The organism is Paenibacillus tyrphae (genome assembly GCF_024158745.1).
GTDB classification, from domain to species: domain Bacteria; phylum Bacillota; class Bacilli; order Paenibacillales; family NBRC-103111; genus Paenibacillus_G; species Paenibacillus_G tyrfis_A.
The window spans coordinates 20328-38846 of sequence record NZ_JAMZAW010000034.1; the positions used below are offsets into that span (position 1 = coordinate 20328).

General features: G+C 57.9%; 19 protein-coding genes. 4 read left to right on the forward strand and 15 right to left on the reverse strand.

Annotated elements, in window-relative coordinates; all coding sequences use genetic code 11:
• Positions 1 to 3: 3 nt before the first annotated feature.
• The 9 genes from NI000_RS32935 to NI000_RS32975 form a co-directional block, all read right to left on the reverse strand.
• Positions 4 to 999: a metal ABC transporter substrate-binding protein gene (locus NI000_RS32935; protein ID WP_253415554.1), complete on the reverse strand. Its 996-nt coding sequence runs from the start codon at positions 997 to 999 to the stop codon at positions 4 to 6.
• 169 nt (positions 1000 to 1168) lie between these two features.
• A complete protein-coding gene (locus NI000_RS32940; RefSeq protein WP_253415555.1) occupies positions 1169 to 2242 on the reverse strand; it encodes a Gfo/Idh/MocA family protein in 1074 nt (357 codons plus the stop codon).
• Positions 2243 to 2292: 50 nt separating this feature from the next.
• Complete coding sequence (metG, locus tag NI000_RS32945; protein WP_253415556.1) at positions 2293 to 4293, reverse strand: methionine--tRNA ligase; 2001 nt, start codon at positions 4291 to 4293, stop codon at positions 2293 to 2295.
• Positions 4294 to 4654: 361 nt separating this feature from the next.
• A complete protein-coding gene (yidD, locus tag NI000_RS32950; protein WP_025847146.1) occupies positions 4655 to 4864 on the reverse strand; it encodes a membrane protein insertion efficiency factor YidD in 210 nt (69 codons plus the stop codon).
• A 176-nt stretch (positions 4865 to 5040) separates the two neighbouring features.
• On the reverse strand, positions 5041 to 5502 hold the full coding sequence (locus tag NI000_RS32955) for a hypothetical protein (RefSeq protein ID WP_253415557.1): 462 nt from the start codon (positions 5500 to 5502) through the stop codon (positions 5041 to 5043).
• A gap of 93 nt (positions 5503 to 5595) precedes the next feature.
• On the reverse strand, positions 5596 to 6273 hold the full coding sequence (locus tag NI000_RS32960) for a hypothetical protein (protein WP_253415558.1): 678 nt from the start codon (positions 6271 to 6273) through the stop codon (positions 5596 to 5598).
• A 112-nt stretch (positions 6274 to 6385) separates the two neighbouring features.
• Entirely contained in the window at positions 6386 to 7456 is a 1071-nt protein-coding gene (gene mreB, locus NI000_RS32965; RefSeq protein WP_253415559.1) for a rod shape-determining protein, read from the reverse strand.
• Complete coding sequence (locus NI000_RS32970) at positions 7440 to 8909, reverse strand: sensor histidine kinase (protein ID WP_253415560.1); 1470 nt, start codon at positions 8907 to 8909, stop codon at positions 7440 to 7442. Before NI000_RS32970 ends, mreB begins: the two co-directional genes overlap by 17 nt.
• The gene (locus NI000_RS32975; RefSeq protein ID WP_253415561.1) at positions 8909 to 9607 is read right to left on the reverse strand and encodes a response regulator transcription factor; all 699 of its coding nucleotides are present in this window, start codon (positions 9605 to 9607) and stop codon (positions 8909 to 8911) included. The genes NI000_RS32970 and NI000_RS32975 overlap by 1 nt, the downstream gene beginning before the upstream one ends.
• Positions 9608 to 9915: 308 nt before the next feature.
• Between NI000_RS32975 and NI000_RS32980 the strand changes: the two genes are divergently transcribed.
• On the forward strand, positions 9916 to 10236 hold the full coding sequence (locus tag NI000_RS32980) for a hypothetical protein (protein WP_253415562.1): 321 nt from the start codon (positions 9916 to 9918) through the stop codon (positions 10234 to 10236).
• A complete protein-coding gene (locus NI000_RS32985; protein WP_253415563.1) occupies positions 10223 to 10690 on the forward strand; it encodes a type II toxin-antitoxin system VapC family toxin in 468 nt (155 codons plus the stop codon). Before NI000_RS32980 ends, NI000_RS32985 begins: the two co-directional genes overlap by 14 nt.
• Positions 10691 to 10761: 71 nt before the next feature.
• Here NI000_RS32985 and NI000_RS32990 read toward each other — a convergent pair whose 3' ends face one another.
• From NI000_RS32990 to NI000_RS33005, 4 genes are read right to left on the reverse strand one after another with little or no spacing between them, the layout of a single operon-like run.
• Positions 10762 to 11250, reverse strand: a complete 489-nt coding sequence (locus NI000_RS32990) for an NUDIX domain-containing protein (protein ID WP_253415564.1) — start codon at positions 11248 to 11250, stop codon at positions 10762 to 10764.
• Positions 11251 to 11275: 25 nt separating this feature from the next.
• The gene (locus NI000_RS32995; protein WP_253415565.1) at positions 11276 to 12079 is read right to left on the reverse strand and encodes an inositol monophosphatase family protein; all 804 of its coding nucleotides are present in this window, start codon (positions 12077 to 12079) and stop codon (positions 11276 to 11278) included.
• 59 nt (positions 12080 to 12138) lie between these two features.
• Positions 12139 to 14001, reverse strand: a complete 1863-nt coding sequence (locus NI000_RS33000; RefSeq protein ID WP_253415566.1) for a sensor histidine kinase — start codon at positions 13999 to 14001, stop codon at positions 12139 to 12141.
• Positions 13991 to 14710, reverse strand: a complete 720-nt coding sequence (locus tag NI000_RS33005) for a response regulator transcription factor (RefSeq protein WP_253415567.1) — start codon at positions 14708 to 14710, stop codon at positions 13991 to 13993. The genes NI000_RS33000 and NI000_RS33005 overlap by 11 nt, the downstream gene beginning before the upstream one ends.
• Before the next feature lie 173 nt (positions 14711 to 14883).
• On the opposite strand from NI000_RS33005, the gene NI000_RS33010 reads away from it, so the two are divergent.
• Together NI000_RS33010 and NI000_RS33015 are read left to right on the forward strand one after the other, a co-directional pair.
• Positions 14884 to 15789: a M23 family metallopeptidase gene (locus tag NI000_RS33010; protein ID WP_253415568.1), complete on the forward strand. Its 906-nt coding sequence runs from the start codon at positions 14884 to 14886 to the stop codon at positions 15787 to 15789.
• A 117-nt stretch (positions 15790 to 15906) separates the two neighbouring features.
• A complete protein-coding gene (locus NI000_RS33015) occupies positions 15907 to 16641 on the forward strand; it encodes a WecB/TagA/CpsF family glycosyltransferase (protein WP_253415569.1) in 735 nt (244 codons plus the stop codon).
• 122 nt (positions 16642 to 16763) lie between these two features.
• On the opposite strand, the gene NI000_RS33020 is transcribed toward NI000_RS33015, so the two are convergent.
• Both NI000_RS33020 and NI000_RS33025 read right to left on the reverse strand, forming a co-directional pair.
• Complete coding sequence (locus NI000_RS33020; protein ID WP_216793771.1) at positions 16764 to 17558, reverse strand: ABC transporter ATP-binding protein; 795 nt, start codon at positions 17556 to 17558, stop codon at positions 16764 to 16766.
• The gene (locus NI000_RS33025) at positions 17558 to 18472 is read right to left on the reverse strand and encodes an ABC transporter permease (RefSeq protein WP_253415570.1); all 915 of its coding nucleotides are present in this window, start codon (positions 18470 to 18472) and stop codon (positions 17558 to 17560) included. The genes NI000_RS33020 and NI000_RS33025 overlap by 1 nt, the downstream gene beginning before the upstream one ends.
• Positions 18473 to 18519: the final 47 nt, after the last annotated feature.

Here is an 18519-nt window from a genome sequence, read left to right on the forward strand (position 1 = left end):
CTTCTATTGTAATGCTTTTAATAAATTATTCAAATTGTTTTCCATCAGGGACACATAATCGTCACCCTTTTTCGCCTGCTCTTCGGTCAATCCTTCAAGCGGGCTGAGGACAAGCGTTTCGACTCCGGCGTCCTTCGCAAGCGTCTTGGCCAGTTTGTCGGATACAAGCTCCTCAAAGAATATATATTTCACTTGATTGTCTTTAATGAATTGCAAAATAGTTTTCATATCCTTGGACGTTGGTTCGGCATCCGGAGCAAGCCCCATAATCGCCTTCTGGTTCAGTCCGTAGGCTTTGGCCAAATATCCGAACGATTGGTGCGTCACGACAATGTCCTTCTTGGACACCTTGGCAAGCTCGCTCTTGTACTTGCCGTCGAGTTGATCGAGCCGGTCGGCGAGCTTCTTGAAGTTCGCTTCGTAGTCCGCTTTGTGCGCTCCGTCGACTTGGATCAGCGCGTCTTTGATGTTGACGGCCAGCTGTTTGGCATTGGCCGGGCTCAGCCATACGTGCGGGTCCGTGTTGCCGTGTTCGTGATCGTGGCCGTGCTCGTCTTTGCCTGCGCCTTTCTTCTCATCGTGACCGTGCGCATCCCCGTGTTCCTCTTCCGTGCCGGGAATTAGCTCGATGCCGCGGCTTGCTTCGACTACAACGGTCTTGCTGTCCTTCTTCAAGCTGTCGAGCGTATCCTGCACCCAACCTTCGAAACCGGCGCCCAAATAGACGAACAGATCCGACTTGGTCAAATTTTGGATGTCGCGGCTTTTCGGCGACCAATCGTGGGGCTCGACGCCGGCCGGCACCAGATTGACGACGTTGACGTGATCTCCGCCGATTTTGGTGGCAAAATCATATAACGGATAAAAGCTGGCTACAATATTGATCTTGCCGTTCACAAGCGCAGGCTGCGAACGTCCTCCGCAAGCGGACAGCAATGTAGACAGCAGGAGAACCAGAATGACGGGAAGGATGGCCCGTTTGATGAATGTTCGCTTCATGTGATGATACCCTCCGAGACGTAAATCGTAATTTTTTTCATTAACAACGACGATTATACGCCCCGCCCATTCGCTTGTCAACGGTAAATGTAGAAATTACGATAAAGCCAAAAATACCCCTTTGCGCCTGAGATTGGCAAAGGGGTATTTCGATCTATACGGTTGTAAGCTACTCGACGCGAACCGATTGCTGCTGGGCTTTCAAGCACAGTTCAGCCGCTTTGAAAGCATGCTCCTGCGTCATCGCGTTCTCCGTCCGGTGAATGCAGTCGAGGATCAATTGCCCGAAGAACGGATAGCCGACTTCACCGTGAACGGAGAAATGCCGCTCGCCTTCCTTGTTCACCAGATAGACGTGGTCACCCTGCTTATCCCGGGCAATATCGATATATTTGCGCAGCTCGATATACCCGTCCGTACCGACAATGAGTGTCCGGCCGTCGCCCCAAGTGCCGAGGCCGTCCGGCGTCAGCCAGTCGACGCGGAAGTAAAAGGTTGCGCCGTTATCGCCGGTCAGCGTGGCGTCGCCGAAGTCTTCCAGCTCCGGGTACTGCTTGTTGTGATAATTGGCTACCCGGCTGCTGACGACCGTGGCATCCTCGGCGCCGGTGTAGAACAGGAACTGCTCGATCTGATGGCTGCCGATGTCGCACAGGATACCGCCGTATTTCTCCCGTTCGAAAAACCACTGCGGACGGGTCGGCGCGTTCAACCGGTGCGGGCCCCAGCCCATCACGTGCACGACACGGCCGATGGCGCCCTTCTGAATCAATTCTCCGGCGAACACGGCACTTTCCACATGCAGCCGTTCGCTGAAATAGACCATGTACTTCCGGCCCGTTTCCTTTACTTTCGCACGGGCGGCTTCAAGCTGCGATAACGCGGTGAATGGCGTCTTGTCGGTAAAGTAGTCTTTTCCCGCGTTCATGACACGAACCCCAAGCGCTCCGCGCTCCGAAGGGACGGCCGCTGCCGCTACGAGTTGAATGCTCGGATCGTGCAGGATTTCTTCTTCCGAAGCGGCGGCCTTGGCTTGCGGGTACCGCTTGACGAACGCTTCGACCTTCGCCGGGTCCGGATCGTAGACGGCAACCAAATCGGCTCCCGCTTCCATCAGGCCGTTGCACATCCCGAAAATATGGCCGTGATCCAGCCCTATCGCGGCAAAAGCGAACTCGCCCGGCTTCACGACCGGATTCGGTTTCCCCTGCGGCGCGTAATTCATTCCGTCGTTCTTTTGCATACAAGAAGCCTCCCACCATGATATCTATCAATTGTTCACGTGAACAACCCTTATTTTACCACAGATCCGTTCGGAATTGAATCGGAAACTGTCGCGAGAGTCAATCGGTCTCCTTGCGATGCGGCCAAAATCATGCCCTGCGACAATTCGCCGCGCAGCTTGACCGGCTTCAGGTTCGTGACGCAGATGACTTTGCGGCCGACCATTTGCTCCGGCGTGTAGTATTTGGCGATGCCGGAGACAACCTGGCGCTGCTCGTAGCCGAGATCGAGCTGCAGCTTCAGCAGCTTGTCAGCGTTCTTCACCGGCTCCGCGGCGATGACCTCAGCCACCCGCAGGTCGACCTTGAAGAAATCATCGATCGAGATTTCAGGCGAAGCCTCCGGCGCCGGCACGGCGGCCGTCTCCGTTTTCGCGTCCGCAGCCTTCGGCTCTTCAGACGCAGCCTCCGCCGCAGGAACCGTACCGCCGCTCATCGATTCCGCGATGAACGCGATCTCCTTGTCCGCCTCCAGACGCGGGAACATCGCTTCGCCCTTCGCCACGCGCGTACCGGCAGGCAGCGTCCCGAAAGCGTGCACCGTATCCCATACGGTAAGCGGACCGGCTTCGATGCCAAGCTGCTGCCACATGCGGCGCGGCGTCTCGGTCATGAACGGCTGCAGCAGCACGGACGAGATGCGCAGCGATTCGGCGAGCACGTACAGTACGGACCCGAGTGTCTCCCGCTTCGTCTCGTCCTTCGCCAGGTTCCACGGCTGTGTCTCGTCGATGTATTTGTTCGTGCGGCTAACAAGCTGCCAGATCGCGGAGAGCGCTACGGAAAACTCCATTTTTTCCATCGCTTCCTCGACTTTGGCGACCGTCGCTTCGGCCGTCTCCAGCACGGCGGCGTCGAATTCGGTCGCTCCGGCGACATACGGCTGCACCTCGCCGCCGAAGTATTTGTCGATCATCGCTACGGTCCGGCTGAGCAGATTGCCGAGGTCGTTCGCCAGGTCGAAGTTGATCCGCTCCACGAAGCTTTCCGGCGTAAATGTGCCGTCGGAGCCGAACGGCACTTCCCGCATCAAGTAATAACGGAGGGCGTCGAGGCCGTAGCGGTCGATCAAGGTGACCGGGTCCACGACGTTGCCTTTGGATTTGGACATTTTACCGTCCTTCATCAGCAGCCAGCCGTGGCCGATGACCTTCTTCGGCAGCGGAAGACCGAGAGCCATCAGCATCGCCGGCCAGATGATCGTATGGAAGCGCACGATCTCCTTGCTCATCAGATGCACGTCCGCGGGCCAGTATGTTTGGTAGCGGCTGTCATCCTCGCTGCCGTAGCCGAGCGCGGTGATATAGTTCGAGAGCGCGTCGATCCAGACGTAAATCACGTGCTTCGGATTGCCCGGCACGCGGATGCCCCAGTCGAACGTCGTCCGGGAGACGGCCAAATCTTCCAGACCGGGCTTGATGAAGTTGTTGATCATCTCATTGCGGCGGGATTCCGGATGAATGAACTCGGGGTGCTTCTCGTAATGCTCAATCAGCCGGTCGGCATATTTGCTGAGCCGGAAGAAGTAGCTCTCTTCCTTTACCCATTCCACCGGGCGTCCGCAGTCCGGACATTTGCCGTCGACCAGCTTGTTTTCGAGGAAAAACGATTCGCACGGTGTACAGTACCAGCCTTCGTAATGACCGAGGTAAATGTCGTCCTGCTCCATCAGCTTCGTGAAAATTTTCTCGACGGCCTGCTTGTGGCGCGCGTCGGTCGTACGGATGAAATCGTCGTACGAGATATCGAGCTTTTTCCACAGGTCCTTGATTCCGGCGACAATATCGTCGACGAACTGCTGCGGCGTCTTGCCCGCCTCCTGCGCTTTGCGTTCGATCTTCTGCCCGTGCTCGTCGGTGCCCGTCAAGTACATGACATTGTACCCGCGCAGCCGCTTGTACCGGGCCATGACGTCGCCCGCCACCGTCGAATACGCGTGGCCGATGTGCAGCTTGTCGCTCGGGTAATAAATGGGCGTTGTGATGTAAAAGCTTTTCTTCGTTTCAGACATGTTCAAATGACCTCCTATGGAATTGAAAATGCAAAAAAGCTCTCATCCCTATGGGACGAGAGCTTCGAACTCACGCGGTACCACCCAACTTCCCCCGTTCGGACGCATGGCGAACCAAAGCGCCGTTCGAGGCTTAACGGTCAATCTGACCATCCGTTAACGCCGGAGCTACGATGAAAGCTTACCGCCTGCGGCCGGCTTCGACCGCGAGCATAGCTCACCTTCATATCCTCCCGGACCATCTTCCTTCGCATCGGCCGACCGGTTCTCAGCGTCTCCGGCTCTCTGTGCGGCTTCCGGCAAAGTACTTATCCGTTCATAGGATGTTTAAGCCAAATATATCGAAAATCCACCATCCGTGTCAAGGGACGTGATCTACTCCTCCGGGGTGGAACGGATGGCATTTGCAAATCCGCTTCACCGTAAGCCACGAGCCGCGGGCTGCGCCGTGCTTCTCTAGCGCTTCCAGCGCGTAGGCGGAGCAGGTCGGGTAAAACCGGCAGGTCGGCGGTTTCAGCGGCGAGATCCATTTGCGGTAAAAGCGGACGCCTCCTTGCAGTACCCGTTTCACGATGATCGCGGCTCCTCTCCTCAGCCTGTTTCTATCATCATGCCTGAACGAGGAGGCCGGTGTCAAACAGAGAGCAGCCCGCGCCAACCATCTAATAGAAAAAAGATCTGCGCCGCGTCCATCTTGCGATGGCGCACGGGCAGACCTTTGCGGGCTTGGATGAGAGTAACTTGCGATTAGCTGCTCTTCTTCGTTTGTTTGCTCGCTTTGTGCTCTTGCTTCTTTGCCTGCTTGCTTGCCTTCTGCTCCTGCTTCTTCGCTTGAATCTCCTTGGCGAGCTCTTGGGCGGTTTTGCCTTGGGTGGAAATACCCAGCTTCTCCGCTTCGGCTTTCCGCTTGGCCAGCGCATCGGCGCGTTTCTGCTCGGCGAGCGCCTTGCGCTTCTCCTGGATGGCCGCCTTCAGCTCCTTCGCCGTTTTGCCCTCGGTCGCGATCCCGAGACTTGCCGCTTTTGCCTGCAGCTGCGCGAGCTGTTCGGCCTGCAGCGACGCCTTGGCTTGCTTATGCTGAGCCTTGGCCTCTTTCACGGCAGTCTGGTTTGGCTTCTGCGCGGCAGCCGGCGCAGCGCTTGCGGATACTGCCCCACCGAGCAGCATGGCGCAGGCAAGGCCGACGGATACGAGCTTGTTCATCTTCATGGTCATTTCCTCCCACAACTTGTTGTCGTATGTAGTGTTGCGAGAAAAATGTACCATGGATTTATTACATAACTATGACAAGACCGGATCGCGTTACCGCAGCCCTTCCAGCCTGCTGCGAAGCGTCTGCATCGGCGACAGCACCCGGGCGCCGGACGCCGCTTCGGCCCGTGCGGCCGCGTCCGTCATCGACAATTGAGCCGCTGCGACCGGGGCAGATGATCTCTGTATCAAGCCCAGCAGGAACGCTTCAACCTGCTCCGCATACGCCGCTTCCCGTCCTTGCAGCAGCAGCTCGAAGCAGCCCGGTTCGGACACCGCCGTCTGCGCCTTGAACGCTCTGCCCCGCAGCCTGGCATGGGCATGCAGCCGCTCCATCGTTCCTTCTACGGTCGCCGGGTTCGTGAAAGCGACGACCGCCTCGTCCCCGAGCATCAGCAGCTCGTCAAACCATGGCTCGTCGATCGCGATGACCGGAATGCCGCCCGTCGCTTCAAGCGCTTGCTCCAAGGGTGACAGCGCGGCGATATAATTCGTGCATGTGATGACGATGGCGTCCACCCCGCAGCCTGCGATCCATTCCAACTGGCCGCGCAGCTTCGCTTGCACCTGCCGCGCCTCCGCTTCGGATGCCGCCGCCCGGGTCAGCCAATGGATCGCGCCGGGATCGACAAAATGCAGGCAGGAAAAGGCCTCGTGATCCAGGCCTTCCTCCAAATACCGGATATTCGAATGATGCGCATGCAAGCAGCCCAGCCGCTTTACCGCCATGGCAACCGCCTCCCTATGAGTCCAAGCTTTTTTCATAGCTTAGCGGCAATTCCATGAACGGTCAACGGCTTATTTCCGGGCCCTGCAGCAGCTTCTGAGCCTGAGCCGCCTTCTAAGCGTCCTGCCGCAGTGGTTCCTCCTCCGCCTGTATGCCAGCGGTCCGGCTGGAGATAGCATTCCCACGGCTCCAGCCCTCCCGCTTAAAATCGATCATCATGCCCGCCCCCAGCGCCGTGCAATCCTGCGGCTCCGCAGCCAGATGGACGGGGACGCTGGTTTCCGTCTGAATCCGCTCGACCAGCCCGTGAAGCAGCGAGCCGCCTCCGCACAGAAGAATGCCCCGCTCCACCACATCCCCGGCAAGCTCCGGCGGACAGTGCTCCAGCGTCACCCGGATCGCATCCAAAATGGTCGCCAGAAAATCGTCCATCAGTCCGAAAATTTCGCCGGAGGTCAAGCGGAGCGACCGAGGCAGACCGTCGATCAAATCCCGGCCTTTAATATCGATGGCCTTGTCCTTCTGTCGCTCGACGACCGATCCAATCTGCTTCTTGATCTCTTCCGCGGTCCGTTCGCCGATCGCCAGATTGTACGTCTTTTTGACGTATTCGATGATATCCCGATCGAGCGACATCCCTGCGCGCCGTACCGTATGGCTGACCACGATGCCTCCGAGCGACAGCACGGCCACTTGACTCGCTCCCCCGCCGATATCGAGCACCAGACTGCCGATCGGCTGATCGACCGGAAGCCCGGCCCCAAGCGCCGCCGCCAGCGGCTCTTCCACGGCTACCGCCTTTTTCGCGCCTTTATGCACCATCGTCTCTTCGACGGCGCGCTTCTGCACGTTCGTGATGCCGCACGGTACGGAGATGTACACTTGCGAGCTGCGGAACCAGGGGGCTCGGCCTTGAATTTTTTTAATAAAATGCTGGAGCATCGCGCTCGTAATGTCAAAGTTGGCGATCACCCCGTCCATCAGCGGGTAAATGATGTCGATATTGCCCGGGGTCCGCCCGATCATCGCCTGCGCTTCCGTACCGGCCGCCACCATCTCGCCCGAATCCTGCCGGATCGCCACCACGGACGGCTCCCGCAGCACGATCCCTTTCCCGTGCTGGTAAATCACCGTATTCGAAGTTCCCAAATCAATGCCGTACAGCGTATCAAACCGCTTTAACATGTTGTCTTCCTCCTTCGTGTATTGCGTTCTGAGCCGCCGGCAGCCGGAACTCGAATACGGTTCCTTGGCCGACTTCGCTGCGGACGGAAATCGTCCCGCCGTGCAGTTCTACCAGTTCCCGGACAATAGCCAGTCCGAGCCCGGTGCCGCTGCTTTTCTTACTCCGGCCGCGGTCCACCTTGAAAAAGCGTTCCCAGATCATCTCCTGATCGTCGGGGGAAATCCCAATGCCAGTATCCGCCACGTGAATCACAAGCAGCTCGCTTTCCGCATGGGCGCCCAGCAAGATTTTGCCGTTTTCCGTAAATTTTACAGCGTTCTTTACTAAATTTTTCATAATTTGCTCGAAGCGGTCCCGGTCCGCATACGCGTCCGGCAGTCCCTCTTCCGTCCGCATTTCGATCGTCGTGTTGCGCTCGGCGGCCTCCGGCCCGAACATGGCGGCCACGTGCGCAAATAACTGCCGCACGTCCACCGGGCTGCGGGACAAGGCGATCTCGTCGTTTTCCAGCTTGATCAGATCGGCGATGTCATCCACCAAACGGTTCATATGGAGCGTTTCTTTGTAAATGATGTCGTAATATTTCGGCTTGGCCGCATCGTCGATCAGATCGTCCTGCAGCGCCTCCAGGAACCCTTGCATGGCCGTCAGCGGCGTCCGCAGCTCGTGGGAGACGTTCGCCAGGAAGTCCTGACGGATTTGCTCCTGCTTGCGCTTGTCTTCGTCCGTCTGCTGCAGCTTGTCCGCCATCTGATTGATGGTGGCAGCCAGTTCCCCGATCTCGTCGTTCGAATAAATTTCGATCCGCTCGCCGTAATCTCCATGCCCGATGCGCAGCGCCAACTTGTCGATCCGCCGCAGCGGCCGGGAGATGGACCACGACAAATATGACGCCGTCGCCGCCGAGAGCAGTACGCCCACGAGCGTGACCCACAGGATCGTTTCCCGCATTAACGTGATCGTTTCGTTCATTCCGGCGACCGAGGCGTGCAGCACGATTCCTCCGTATACCTCATTGTCCTTGCCCCACGGGACGACGACGGATAGCATCGACTCCTTGAGCCCCTCGAACCGCGGCTCGTTCAGCAGCGCCTCTTCGCCGTTCAAGACTTTGCGCACGACGGCAGGATCGACGGATTTGCCGACGTTCACCTCGTCCTTGCTGGAGGTGGCGGCGATTTTGCCGCTCCGGTCGAACAGCCAGATGCGCGCGTCGAACGTCTGATCGAAGAACAGCAGCAGCTCCTTGAGGCGATCGTCCGGCACGACGATGGTTTGAACCGCCAGATTGACCCGTTTCGCCTTGCGCAGCAGCTCTTCCTTTTGCGAATCGACAATATAATCCTTGGTCAGCAGCGAAAGCAGAAACCCGACGACGCACAGGCCCAGCAGCATGGTGAACATATGGCCGAACAGCAACCGGCGGAAAATGCTTTTGCCGATGCCAGGCATTATTCCTGGACCTCGAATTTATACCCTACGCCCCACACCGTATGAATACAGTCGCTCCGGTACGGGAGCAGCTTCTCCCTTAATTTTTTCACGTGTACGTCGACCGTCCGGATATCCCCGATAAACTCGTAGCCCCACACCTGCTCCAGCAGTTGCTCCCGCGTATACACCGTCCCCGGCGAACGGGCCAGATGCGTCAGCAGATCGAACTCCTTCGGGCGAAGAACGATTCGCTCCTCCCCGGCCAGCACCTCGCGGCGCTCCGTGCTGATCGAGAGCCCCTCAAACGTAATGGAGATCGGTTCATCCTGTTCTCCCGGCGATTTGCGGCGCTGCATCCTGCGGAAGATCGCCTTGATCCGCGCCACGAGCTCCCGCGGACTGAACGGCTTCGTGACGTAATCGTCGGCGCCGAGCTCCAGCCCCAGCACCCGGTCGAATTCTTCCCGCTTCGCCGTCAGCATGATGACGGGAATATCGAACCTTTTCAAAATTTGGCGGCATGCTTCGAAGCCGTCCATCTTCGGCATCATGACGTCGAGAATGACGATGTCCGGCGATTCCTTCTCGACAAGCTCAAGCGCCTCCTCGCCGTCCTGCGCCTCAATCATGCTGATGTGCTGCTTTTCAAAATAAAGCCGAATGATCTCCCTGACGTTCGGGTCATCGTCGGCGACCAGTACTTTCCAAGAATTCATGCAGACAGTGCTCCTTTTGCCGGTGAAGATACTATAGCATTCTCCCGCCCCCCCTATTTTGCGGGGGGATTAGCCGAAAAAGGGGCCGTACTCCTTAACGTTACACGAAAAATTTGAGCAAATTGTGTTCAAAATCGGACCAAACGGTTAAATAACTATGTTCAAAGCATGAATGCGTTCAAATAAAGGCGAAAATCCCCTAAAAACGGCGGTTTTTATCGAACAGTATTAGGAAGTCGGCTTGCGCATTCAAGCCCGCATAAATTGTGTTGTGGAAGGTGACGCCCGTGAGCAGTTCCAAGGAATTCATGCAAAGCCAGCTGAGGAAATGGAAATCCGCCGCATCCCAGCTCATATCGACGGAGGGGGAAGCCGTCGAGACCGCCGCCATCGAGCTGGAGCCCGAGGTTTACGATAAGTGCAGACGAATGGCCGAAGCCGAACAGACGACCGTCAGCGCCGTGGTTCATTATATGATCGACCAATATTTTGCCGTACGGTCCCACGAAATGGCGTTTCAAGCGACCATGGAGCAGAAGGAAAGAAATCCGCTGCTGCAGCTCGACAGCTTGACGAGGCGGAAGGAACGGTATACGGGCGAGGAGGTGCCAAGCTATGATCGTGCATGATTCCGCAGCCTTGCAGCAGGCGGTCTTTCTGGAGCAGTCCGCCCTGATGGCGTTTATGAATCCGGAGGACCCGTATTATTTGAAGGCCCGGTCGCTGTTCTTCGACCTGGACGATATGGACCGGCATTTGGCTACGACGAACTATGTGATCTTCGAAACCCACCAGTGGCTGCGCAATCATTTTGATTATTCAGATGCGCAGTTCTTCTTGAACACGATGGAAAAAGCGGTCCAACAGGGCGTGCTGACAATCGTGCCGGGAACTCCGGAGCTGGAGCGGGAATCGAAACGGCTTATTATCGATTTTCCGAACTACCGCTTCTCGCTGAACGAAGCGATGACGGCCGTCGTGATGCTGTCCTGCCAGATGAAACGGATTTTTACCTTTAATCCGAATTATTCGTTCCTGCCTAAGCTGGATCGTGAAATCAAGGTGCTGCCAAGCATTTTGTAACGAAGCGGAGAAAAAGAAAAACCTGACGGCCGGCCCGGCTTGGGGCTGCGCATCGTCAGGTTTTCGCTGTTTCAGGAAGAAGGAATCGGGTACTTGCCGAGCTGATGCTCCTCGATGAATACCGGCGTATCGGTCCGCCTCGCGGCATAATTGGCAATCTGCTTTCTTAGGTTGGGGTACAGCACGATCTTGTCCAGCTCGGAAAGCGGAATCCACCGTACGCCCGTTTGATTCGGATCGGGGCTCGCGGGCATTGCGGGCACAGCCCCCTCCTTCAGCTTGCACTCGAATATAAGGTGGATGCTGTGCGTGGTGCCGTACACGTGATCGCTCCGATGCGGAGCGTATTCGTATACGAAGGCCAACGGTCCGACCTCGACGTCTGCGGCGGCTTCCTCGCGCGCTTCCCGGATCACCGCTTCGATGACCGATTCCCCGGCTTCGACGCCTCCGGCAGGCAGATTGTAATGAATCCCGTTTGCATCTGTGAATTCGATCAGCAGCACGCTGTCGTCCCGGAGGATTAGCGCGCAGGCGCGAACCCGGATCGGATAAGTCACTTCGTTTGTCCTCCTTCCATTACGCCTACCCGCCGAGTCCCGCCCGGACCATGGAAAGCAGACTCTCCAGACGGTCCGGAGGGCAGGCGACGATATACGGCTCGGAATTCAAGCCTTCGAACGGCCGGCCGTCGAAGTCGACGACCGCCGCTCCCGCTTCCTTCGCCAGCAGCAGGCCCGAGTACAGGTCCTCGCCTTCCGAATTGTACAGCACGATGCCGTCCAAGTCGCCGCGCGCGAGCATGCTCCACAGCAGCGTCGGCGCCCATAGCGACAGGACCCGTTTGCTGCCCGCGTCGAGATGGTGCTTCAGCGTCGTAGCCTGTCCGCCCTTGCCGACGTCATGCCCTTGAATCCAGCCCAAAGTCATTCGTCCGGCGGCTGCGGATGTCTTCACGCGAATCGGTAACCCGTTGCACAAAGCTCCTTTTCCCTGCTCGGCGACGTACAAATTTTCCAGATGCGAATCGTAAATGACGCCCAGCCGCGGCTCTCCCAGGTAAATCAGCGTCAGCGATACACCGTATGCCGGCAGCCCGATCGCGTAATTGTTCGTGCCGTCCAGCGGATCGACCAGCCATAGCCAATCGCTCTCCGCTCCGGACCAGCCGCTCTCCTCGCTGCGAATCCGATGCTTCGGGAAGCGCTCCTGCAGCCGGTTCAAAATTTCCTTCTCGGCCAAATGATCGATCGCGGTCACCAAGTCCCCTTGGTTCCCTTTGGCCATCACTTCTTTATCCCGGTCAAAATGCTCCTTCGCCAGCTTTCCTGCGGCCGCGGCTGCTTCGCAGGCGACCTCCCGGGCTATCCTCAATGTCTCGTCCGTCAACTTTGTCTTCCTCCCCTGCTCTCGATAAGGGAAATTATACCTGATTCTGCTGCACGGCCTCAACCACATGGCGAAGCCTGCCGGAGCCATATCGTCACAACCGTCCCTCGACCAAGCTCGCTCTCCACCTGGATATTCCCGCGGTGGGCCAGGACGATCTGCCGGGCAATCGCCATCCCGAGCCCCGTTCCGTCCGACCCTCCCTCGGTATTCGTGCCGCGGTAATACCGTTCGAACAGCCGGCCGACCGTTTCCTCATCCATCCCGCCGCCGTTATCGCGGATCTCCAAGCAGGCGAAGCTTTCGGCTTCTCCATCCCCCGCGACGCTTACTTCCACGTCCGTTCCTTCGGGGTTGTGCAGAACGGCGTTCGCCAGCAGATTCACGATCGCACGGCTGAGCCATCGTTCGTCTACCCGGGAAACAAGCGGGCCAGGGGCAGGTCGAAAAACGATACGCGCGCCCGCAAATCTCGGATTCGTCCGAAAACGGCGAATGATAATATCCATCAGATCGTTCAGCTCCGTCTCCCGCAGCTCCAGCGGCAGCGCTTCGTTCTGCAAGCGGTAAGTCAGGCTGAGATCGTCGATCAGCAGCTCCATATATTCCGCCTTCTCGCGGATCACGCCGGCAAATTCCCGGATTTCGTCGGTCGACCAGCCGTAATCCGGCGCTTCCAGCATATGCGAATAGCCTTTAATCGACGTAAGCGGCGTCTTCAAATCGTGGGATACTCCGGTGATCCACTCCTCTCTCGTCTGCTCCAGCTTAGCCCGCATCTCCTCGTTGCGGCTCAAAATGCCGGTCAGCCGCCTTAGCGAGAGGAACACGTCAGCGAACAAACGGTACTGGCGCTGCGGCCGGCCCTTGCGGTCCAGGCTGCGGGGACCCCGAAGTCCGTGCGGCTCGCGGAACTGGCCGCGCCCGAGCTGCTGAAGCCAGTCGATCATATGGAGCACCGGCCCGCCGAAGCGGTTGGCATACCAGAGCGACAGCAGCAGGAACAGGAGCAGCGTCGTCAGCAGCAAGCCGGCAAACGCAACGAGCATGACACTGATCTCGTTTTTCAGAACTCCCGCAAGAACCCCTTTCTCATGAAATGGTGTGGTCACAACCCAAGTATACTGCGTGCGGGAATCGTAATGAGAGGCCAGCTTGAGATCGTATCTGTTGCCGTAAACCGACCGGAGTGCAAGCTCCTGAAGGGAGTATTCCGTCAGCACGTTCCCCGCGCTGCCGAACGAAGCAACCTGGCGCCCGGACGGGTCCAGCAGCTGCACCGTGGCCTCCGCCTCCTTCAGCCGGTCCTCTAAGCCGGGAGGCAGCGTCAAGCTTGGCCCCGGCGCGCCGGCCGTATCCATGACCATCTGCAGCAGACGCTTCTCCTCCGGGATGACGCCATAGAGCAGCGTATAGGTTACGCCGCCTCTCTGCCGAATCCATACGGCCAAATCATACGGAAACGGCTCCTGCTTTTTCCAGTAAGCAACAAATTCCCCCGGCTTATAGGCGGTCGGAACGTCCTCAGGCGTATACACCGAATAGGTTGCTCTCCCTTGACCGTCGAGCATTTGAACCCAGCCGCCTTCGCTTCGCACAAGATCCAGCAGCTCCTCGTCAAAATGAGGCGTCCCCGACTCATCCACTTCCATCGTATCGATCAGCTTCAGCATGCCGGCCTGCGCAAAGCTGCGGCCCGCATCAAGATCCAGCAGCTTTAGCTGCATCCAGTACAGGATCAAGACCGCCAATACGACGAGCAGGATGCCGGCCACGATCAACCGCAGGCTGAAATGGGCGATAAGCCGCCGGATGACCCGCTTGCCTCCGTCCGGCACAGGCGATGAAACCAAAGCGGGAGCCGGGCCTCCCTCTTCATTCCGTTCCTCGTCCGTCGCTCCCCCTGCCCGCCTAAACGTCATCGTTCCCGCCTCTGACCAGCTTATAGCCCAACCCCCGGACGGTGACCAGCAGTTCCGGCTCCGCAGGATTGCGTTCGATGCGTTCCCGGATGCGATAAATATGGACCATCACGGTGTTGTCGTCGCTGAAGCCGGAGTCGCCCCATACCCGCTCGTACAGCTCCTGCTTGTTGAAGATCCGGTTCGGATGCTTGCAGAAAAACAAAAGCAGCTGAAACACTTGGGCAGGGCATGGAGTCCGCCTGTCTTCGACCGTCAGTTCTCCCGCAAGCTCATTGAGCCGAAACCGCCCGAAATCGTAGACTCCCTGCGTGGCGGGACTTTCCGCGGACTTGGCAACCCTTCGGAGCTTCGCTTTGATCCGGGCGGCCACTTCGAGCGGATTGAACGGCTTGGTCACATAATCGTCCCCGCCCAAGGCGAAGCCGCTAAGCTTGTCCAGATCGGAAGAGCGCGCCGTCAAGAACAGGATCGGCGCATCGGTGCGCTGCCGGAGTTTCGGGCATACCTCGAACCCGCTTTGACCCGGCAGCATCACGTCGAGCACAATATAATCGTAAGACCTGCTGTCGCACATCGAGAGCGCTTCTTCGCCCGTCGCCGCCGTATCGATATGGATAAATCCTTCTTTTTCCAGCACCTTCTTCAACATGCGGACAATAGTCGGCTCGTCGTCGACCAGTAAAATCGTTGCTTCGTTCGCCTGCATTCCATATCCTTCCTCCCCCGCATATCGCTTCATATATATTACCATACCGTGTTTACCTGCAGAGGAACGGAGTCTTAACGGAACCTTAACGAAAAAATTAAGGCTGCGGTAAGCTGCTGTTTCACCCGAAGTAAATCCGGCTAGTTATACTTGAGCGAAAGGAGAGGATATCCATGTGGTTCAGCCTTGTGATGTTATTTTTATCAAGCTTGTTTTTCCCCGTCTATTTCATGATCGAGCTGGGGCGGAAACGAACAAGCAAGCTGGCGTGCTTCGGGTGGTTCCTTATTGCCACCTCCTATGCCGTCTACATTTTGACCGTCGGAAGGTGGGATTGGGTCGGCTATTATTTCCGCTACGCTCTCATCGCGTTCTGGCTATATTCCGTCGTGCGCGCCGTGAGAAACAACAGGGACGTACCGCTGTGGCCGCGTCGTTCTTTCGTTTCGTGGGCAGGTCCCTCACTGTCCGTAGTCTTCACCGCGCTGTTTGTGTTTCTGGGAGCTTATGCGCTGACCGGACACCAAGCGTCCGAAGAGGCGGTCGATCTGCGCTTTCCACTGCGCGGAGGTACTTATAACGTCGCTCACGGCGGCAGCCAGACGATCGTTAATTACCACCACGAATACTTGCCGCAGCAGTACGCGCTGGATATCGTGAAGCTGAATGCCGGAGGCTGGAGAACGAAGGGCATCTACCCAAGCGAGCTGCAAGCCTATGCCATCTACGGCGATACGCTGTACAGCCCCTGCAACGGCAAAGTGCTGGAAGCGGCCGACGGGTTCGAGGATAGAGCGCCCACCCTGTCGGAAAAGCTTCCGGAAGGTGCGCCGCCCGCCGGCAATCATGTCGCAATCGGCTGCCTGGATACCAAAGTATACGTCGCGCATATGCAGAAAGACAGCGTGAAGGTGAAACCGGGAGACACCGTGGATGTGAACACGCCGATCGGCCTTGTCGGCAATTCGGGAAATACGTCGGAGCCGCATCTACATATTCATGCGGAGCGCAATGGGACGGGCATACCCATAACGTTTAACGGCGAGTTTTTGGCGCGGAATGGGTTAATCCGGCAGTAACAGGAGGTTCTAGCGGCCACCGGTTTGTCGGAACATCCGTATCGGTCCTTTGCGGGATGTTCTCCTCCCCGGCGATTCTGTGGTAAGATGGAGGAAATGAACGTAGAGGAGATACCGATGCAAACCGTTTCCATTTTAGGCGTACCCTTTTCCAAATTATCTTTAGACGAAACCGTAAGCGAGCTGCATCGCCGGTTGGACCGGAACGATCCGCGGTTGTTTCACTTGATTACGGCCAACCCCGAAATTGTGATGAATGCAAGAAAAGATAGCGAGCTGCGGCACATTGTCGAGCAGGCGGACATGATTACGCCCGACGGCATCGGCATTGTCCTGGCTTCGCGTTTCAAGGGCGAACCGGTGCCCGAGCGCGTAACCGGCTACGAGATGCTTCTCCGGCTCTTGGCGCTCGGCCACGAGCACGGATGGTCGTTCTACTTCTTGGGGGCCGACGAAGAAACGAGCAAGAAAGCCGTCGATATAATAGCGAATCAATACCCGGGCCTCAAGGTCGCCGGCCGGCAGAACGGCTTCTTTACCGAAGACGACGAACCGCAGCTCGTAGAGCAGATCGCAAGCGCCAAGCCCGACCTTCTCATCGTCGCCATGGGCGCGCCTCGGGCGGAAAAGTGGATCTTCAAATACAAAAACCGGTTATCCGCCAAACTCGCGATGGGCGTCGGCGGCAGTCTGGATGTCATCGCGGGCAAAGTCAAACGCGCCCCGGTCGTCTGGCAAAAGCTGAATCTGGAATGGCTGTACCGCCTGCTGCGGCAGCCGTCCCGCTGGAGACGGCAATTGGTGCTTCCCCAATTCGCCATCCTGTTTCTGCTGAAGGGCCGCAAGAGTTAACATTTGCAAAAAAGCCACCGAACCTTCACGGTTCGATGGCCTGTCCATCCTATCGGTTATACGGAACGCCTCGCCTGTTGCGCGGGGCGTTTTTCTTTTGCTTGCCTGGCTGTCCGCCTGCCTTAGCCGAGCACGACACGGTCATCCGCAAGCTTGGTTCCACGGATCCGCTCGAACTGCTGCAGCAGCCCTTCGATGGTCAGCCCCCGCTTCTCCTGCTCCGGCACATCCAAAATAATGCGCCCTTTATCCATCATGATCAGCCGGTTGCCGAGCCGGATCGCTTGATCCATATTGTGCGTCACCATGAGCGTCGTCAGCTTAAGCTCGGCGACGATCTGCTCGGTCAGCGACGTAATCAGCTCCGCCCGCGAAGGATCGAGCGCCGCGGTATGCTCGTCGAGCAGCAGGATGCGCGGCTCGGTGAAGGTCGCCATCAGCAGGCTGAGCGCCTGCCGCTCCCCGCCGGAGAGCAGGCCGACCTTGGCGTTCAGCCGGTTCTCCAGCCCGATGCCGAGCCGGCTGAGCTGCTCGCGGAACATCGTCCGCTTGCGCCCCGTAACGCCGATGGCGAGCCCTCTGCGCTCGCTGCGCTTGTACGCCATGGCCAAGTTCTCCTCGATCGTCATCGTCGGCGCGGTGCCGGCCATCGGGTCTTGGAACACTCGGCCGATCCATGCGCTGCGACGATACTCGGGCATCGATTCGACCTCGTTTCCGCCAATGACGACCTTCCCGAGATCCGGCGTCATGACGCCCGAGATGATATTCATGAGCGTGGACTTGCCGGCGCCGTTGCTGCCGATCACCGTGACAAAATCTCCCTCCTTCAATTGGAGGTTAATATGCGACAAGGCGAGCTTTTCGTCCGGCGTCCCCGGATTAAACAGCTTGGAAACATGTTCGACGCGTAACATTATCGACCACCTCCTGCCGAAACGTTCCGCGCGCGGGTATTTTCGAGATCGGCCGCCCGTTGGCGGATGACCGACTTTTGACGCAGCTTGCCCCGGATCATCGGGAGCGTCAAGGCGCCGATAACGATGAGCGCGGTCATCAGCTTCATGTCCGTCGGCTCCAAGCCGACGCGAAGCGCCATCGCCACGATCAACCGGTAGACGATCGCGCCCAGCACGACGGCCAGGGTCGCACGAAATACCGTCTTCGCGCCGAACAGCGCTTCCCCGATAATGACCGAGGCAAGCCCGATGACGATCATCCCGACCCCCATCGTAATTTCGGCGAAGGCCGAATACTGCGCGATCAAAGCGCCGGAAAGCGCCACAAGCCCGTTGGACAAGCTGACGCCGACGATGATCGTGTTGTCCGTGTTCACGCCGAAGCTGCGGATCATCCGGGGGTTATCTCCGGTTGCTCTAAGCGCAAGGCCCAGGTCCGTATGCAGGAACCAGTCCAGAGCGAATTTAACAACCAGCACGACGATCGGCATAACCAACAGCAGCGGAACGTCCGTCAGCAGCGTATCTTCTCCAAGCAGCGGAATGTTTGCTTTCCCCATAATCCGCAGATTGATCGAATACAGCGCGATCATCATCAAAATCCCGGACAGCAGCGCATTCACCTTGCCTTTGGTGTGCAGCAGTCCGGTACAAGCACCGGCTACGAGACCGCCTCCGAAGGCCGCCAGCGTGGCGAGCGCCGGAGATACGCCGGAAGAGATCAAGACCGCGGCAATCGCGCCGCCGGTCGTGAAGCTGCCGTCCACCGTCAAGTCAGGAAAATCCAAAATTCGAAATGTAAGATACACGCCGAGCGCCATAATGGCATACAGCATGCCGAGTTCCAAGGAACCTGTCAATGCGTCTTGCATATGTCCATCCTCCTGCAAAGAAATGCAAAAGTGACCTTGAGTCCATT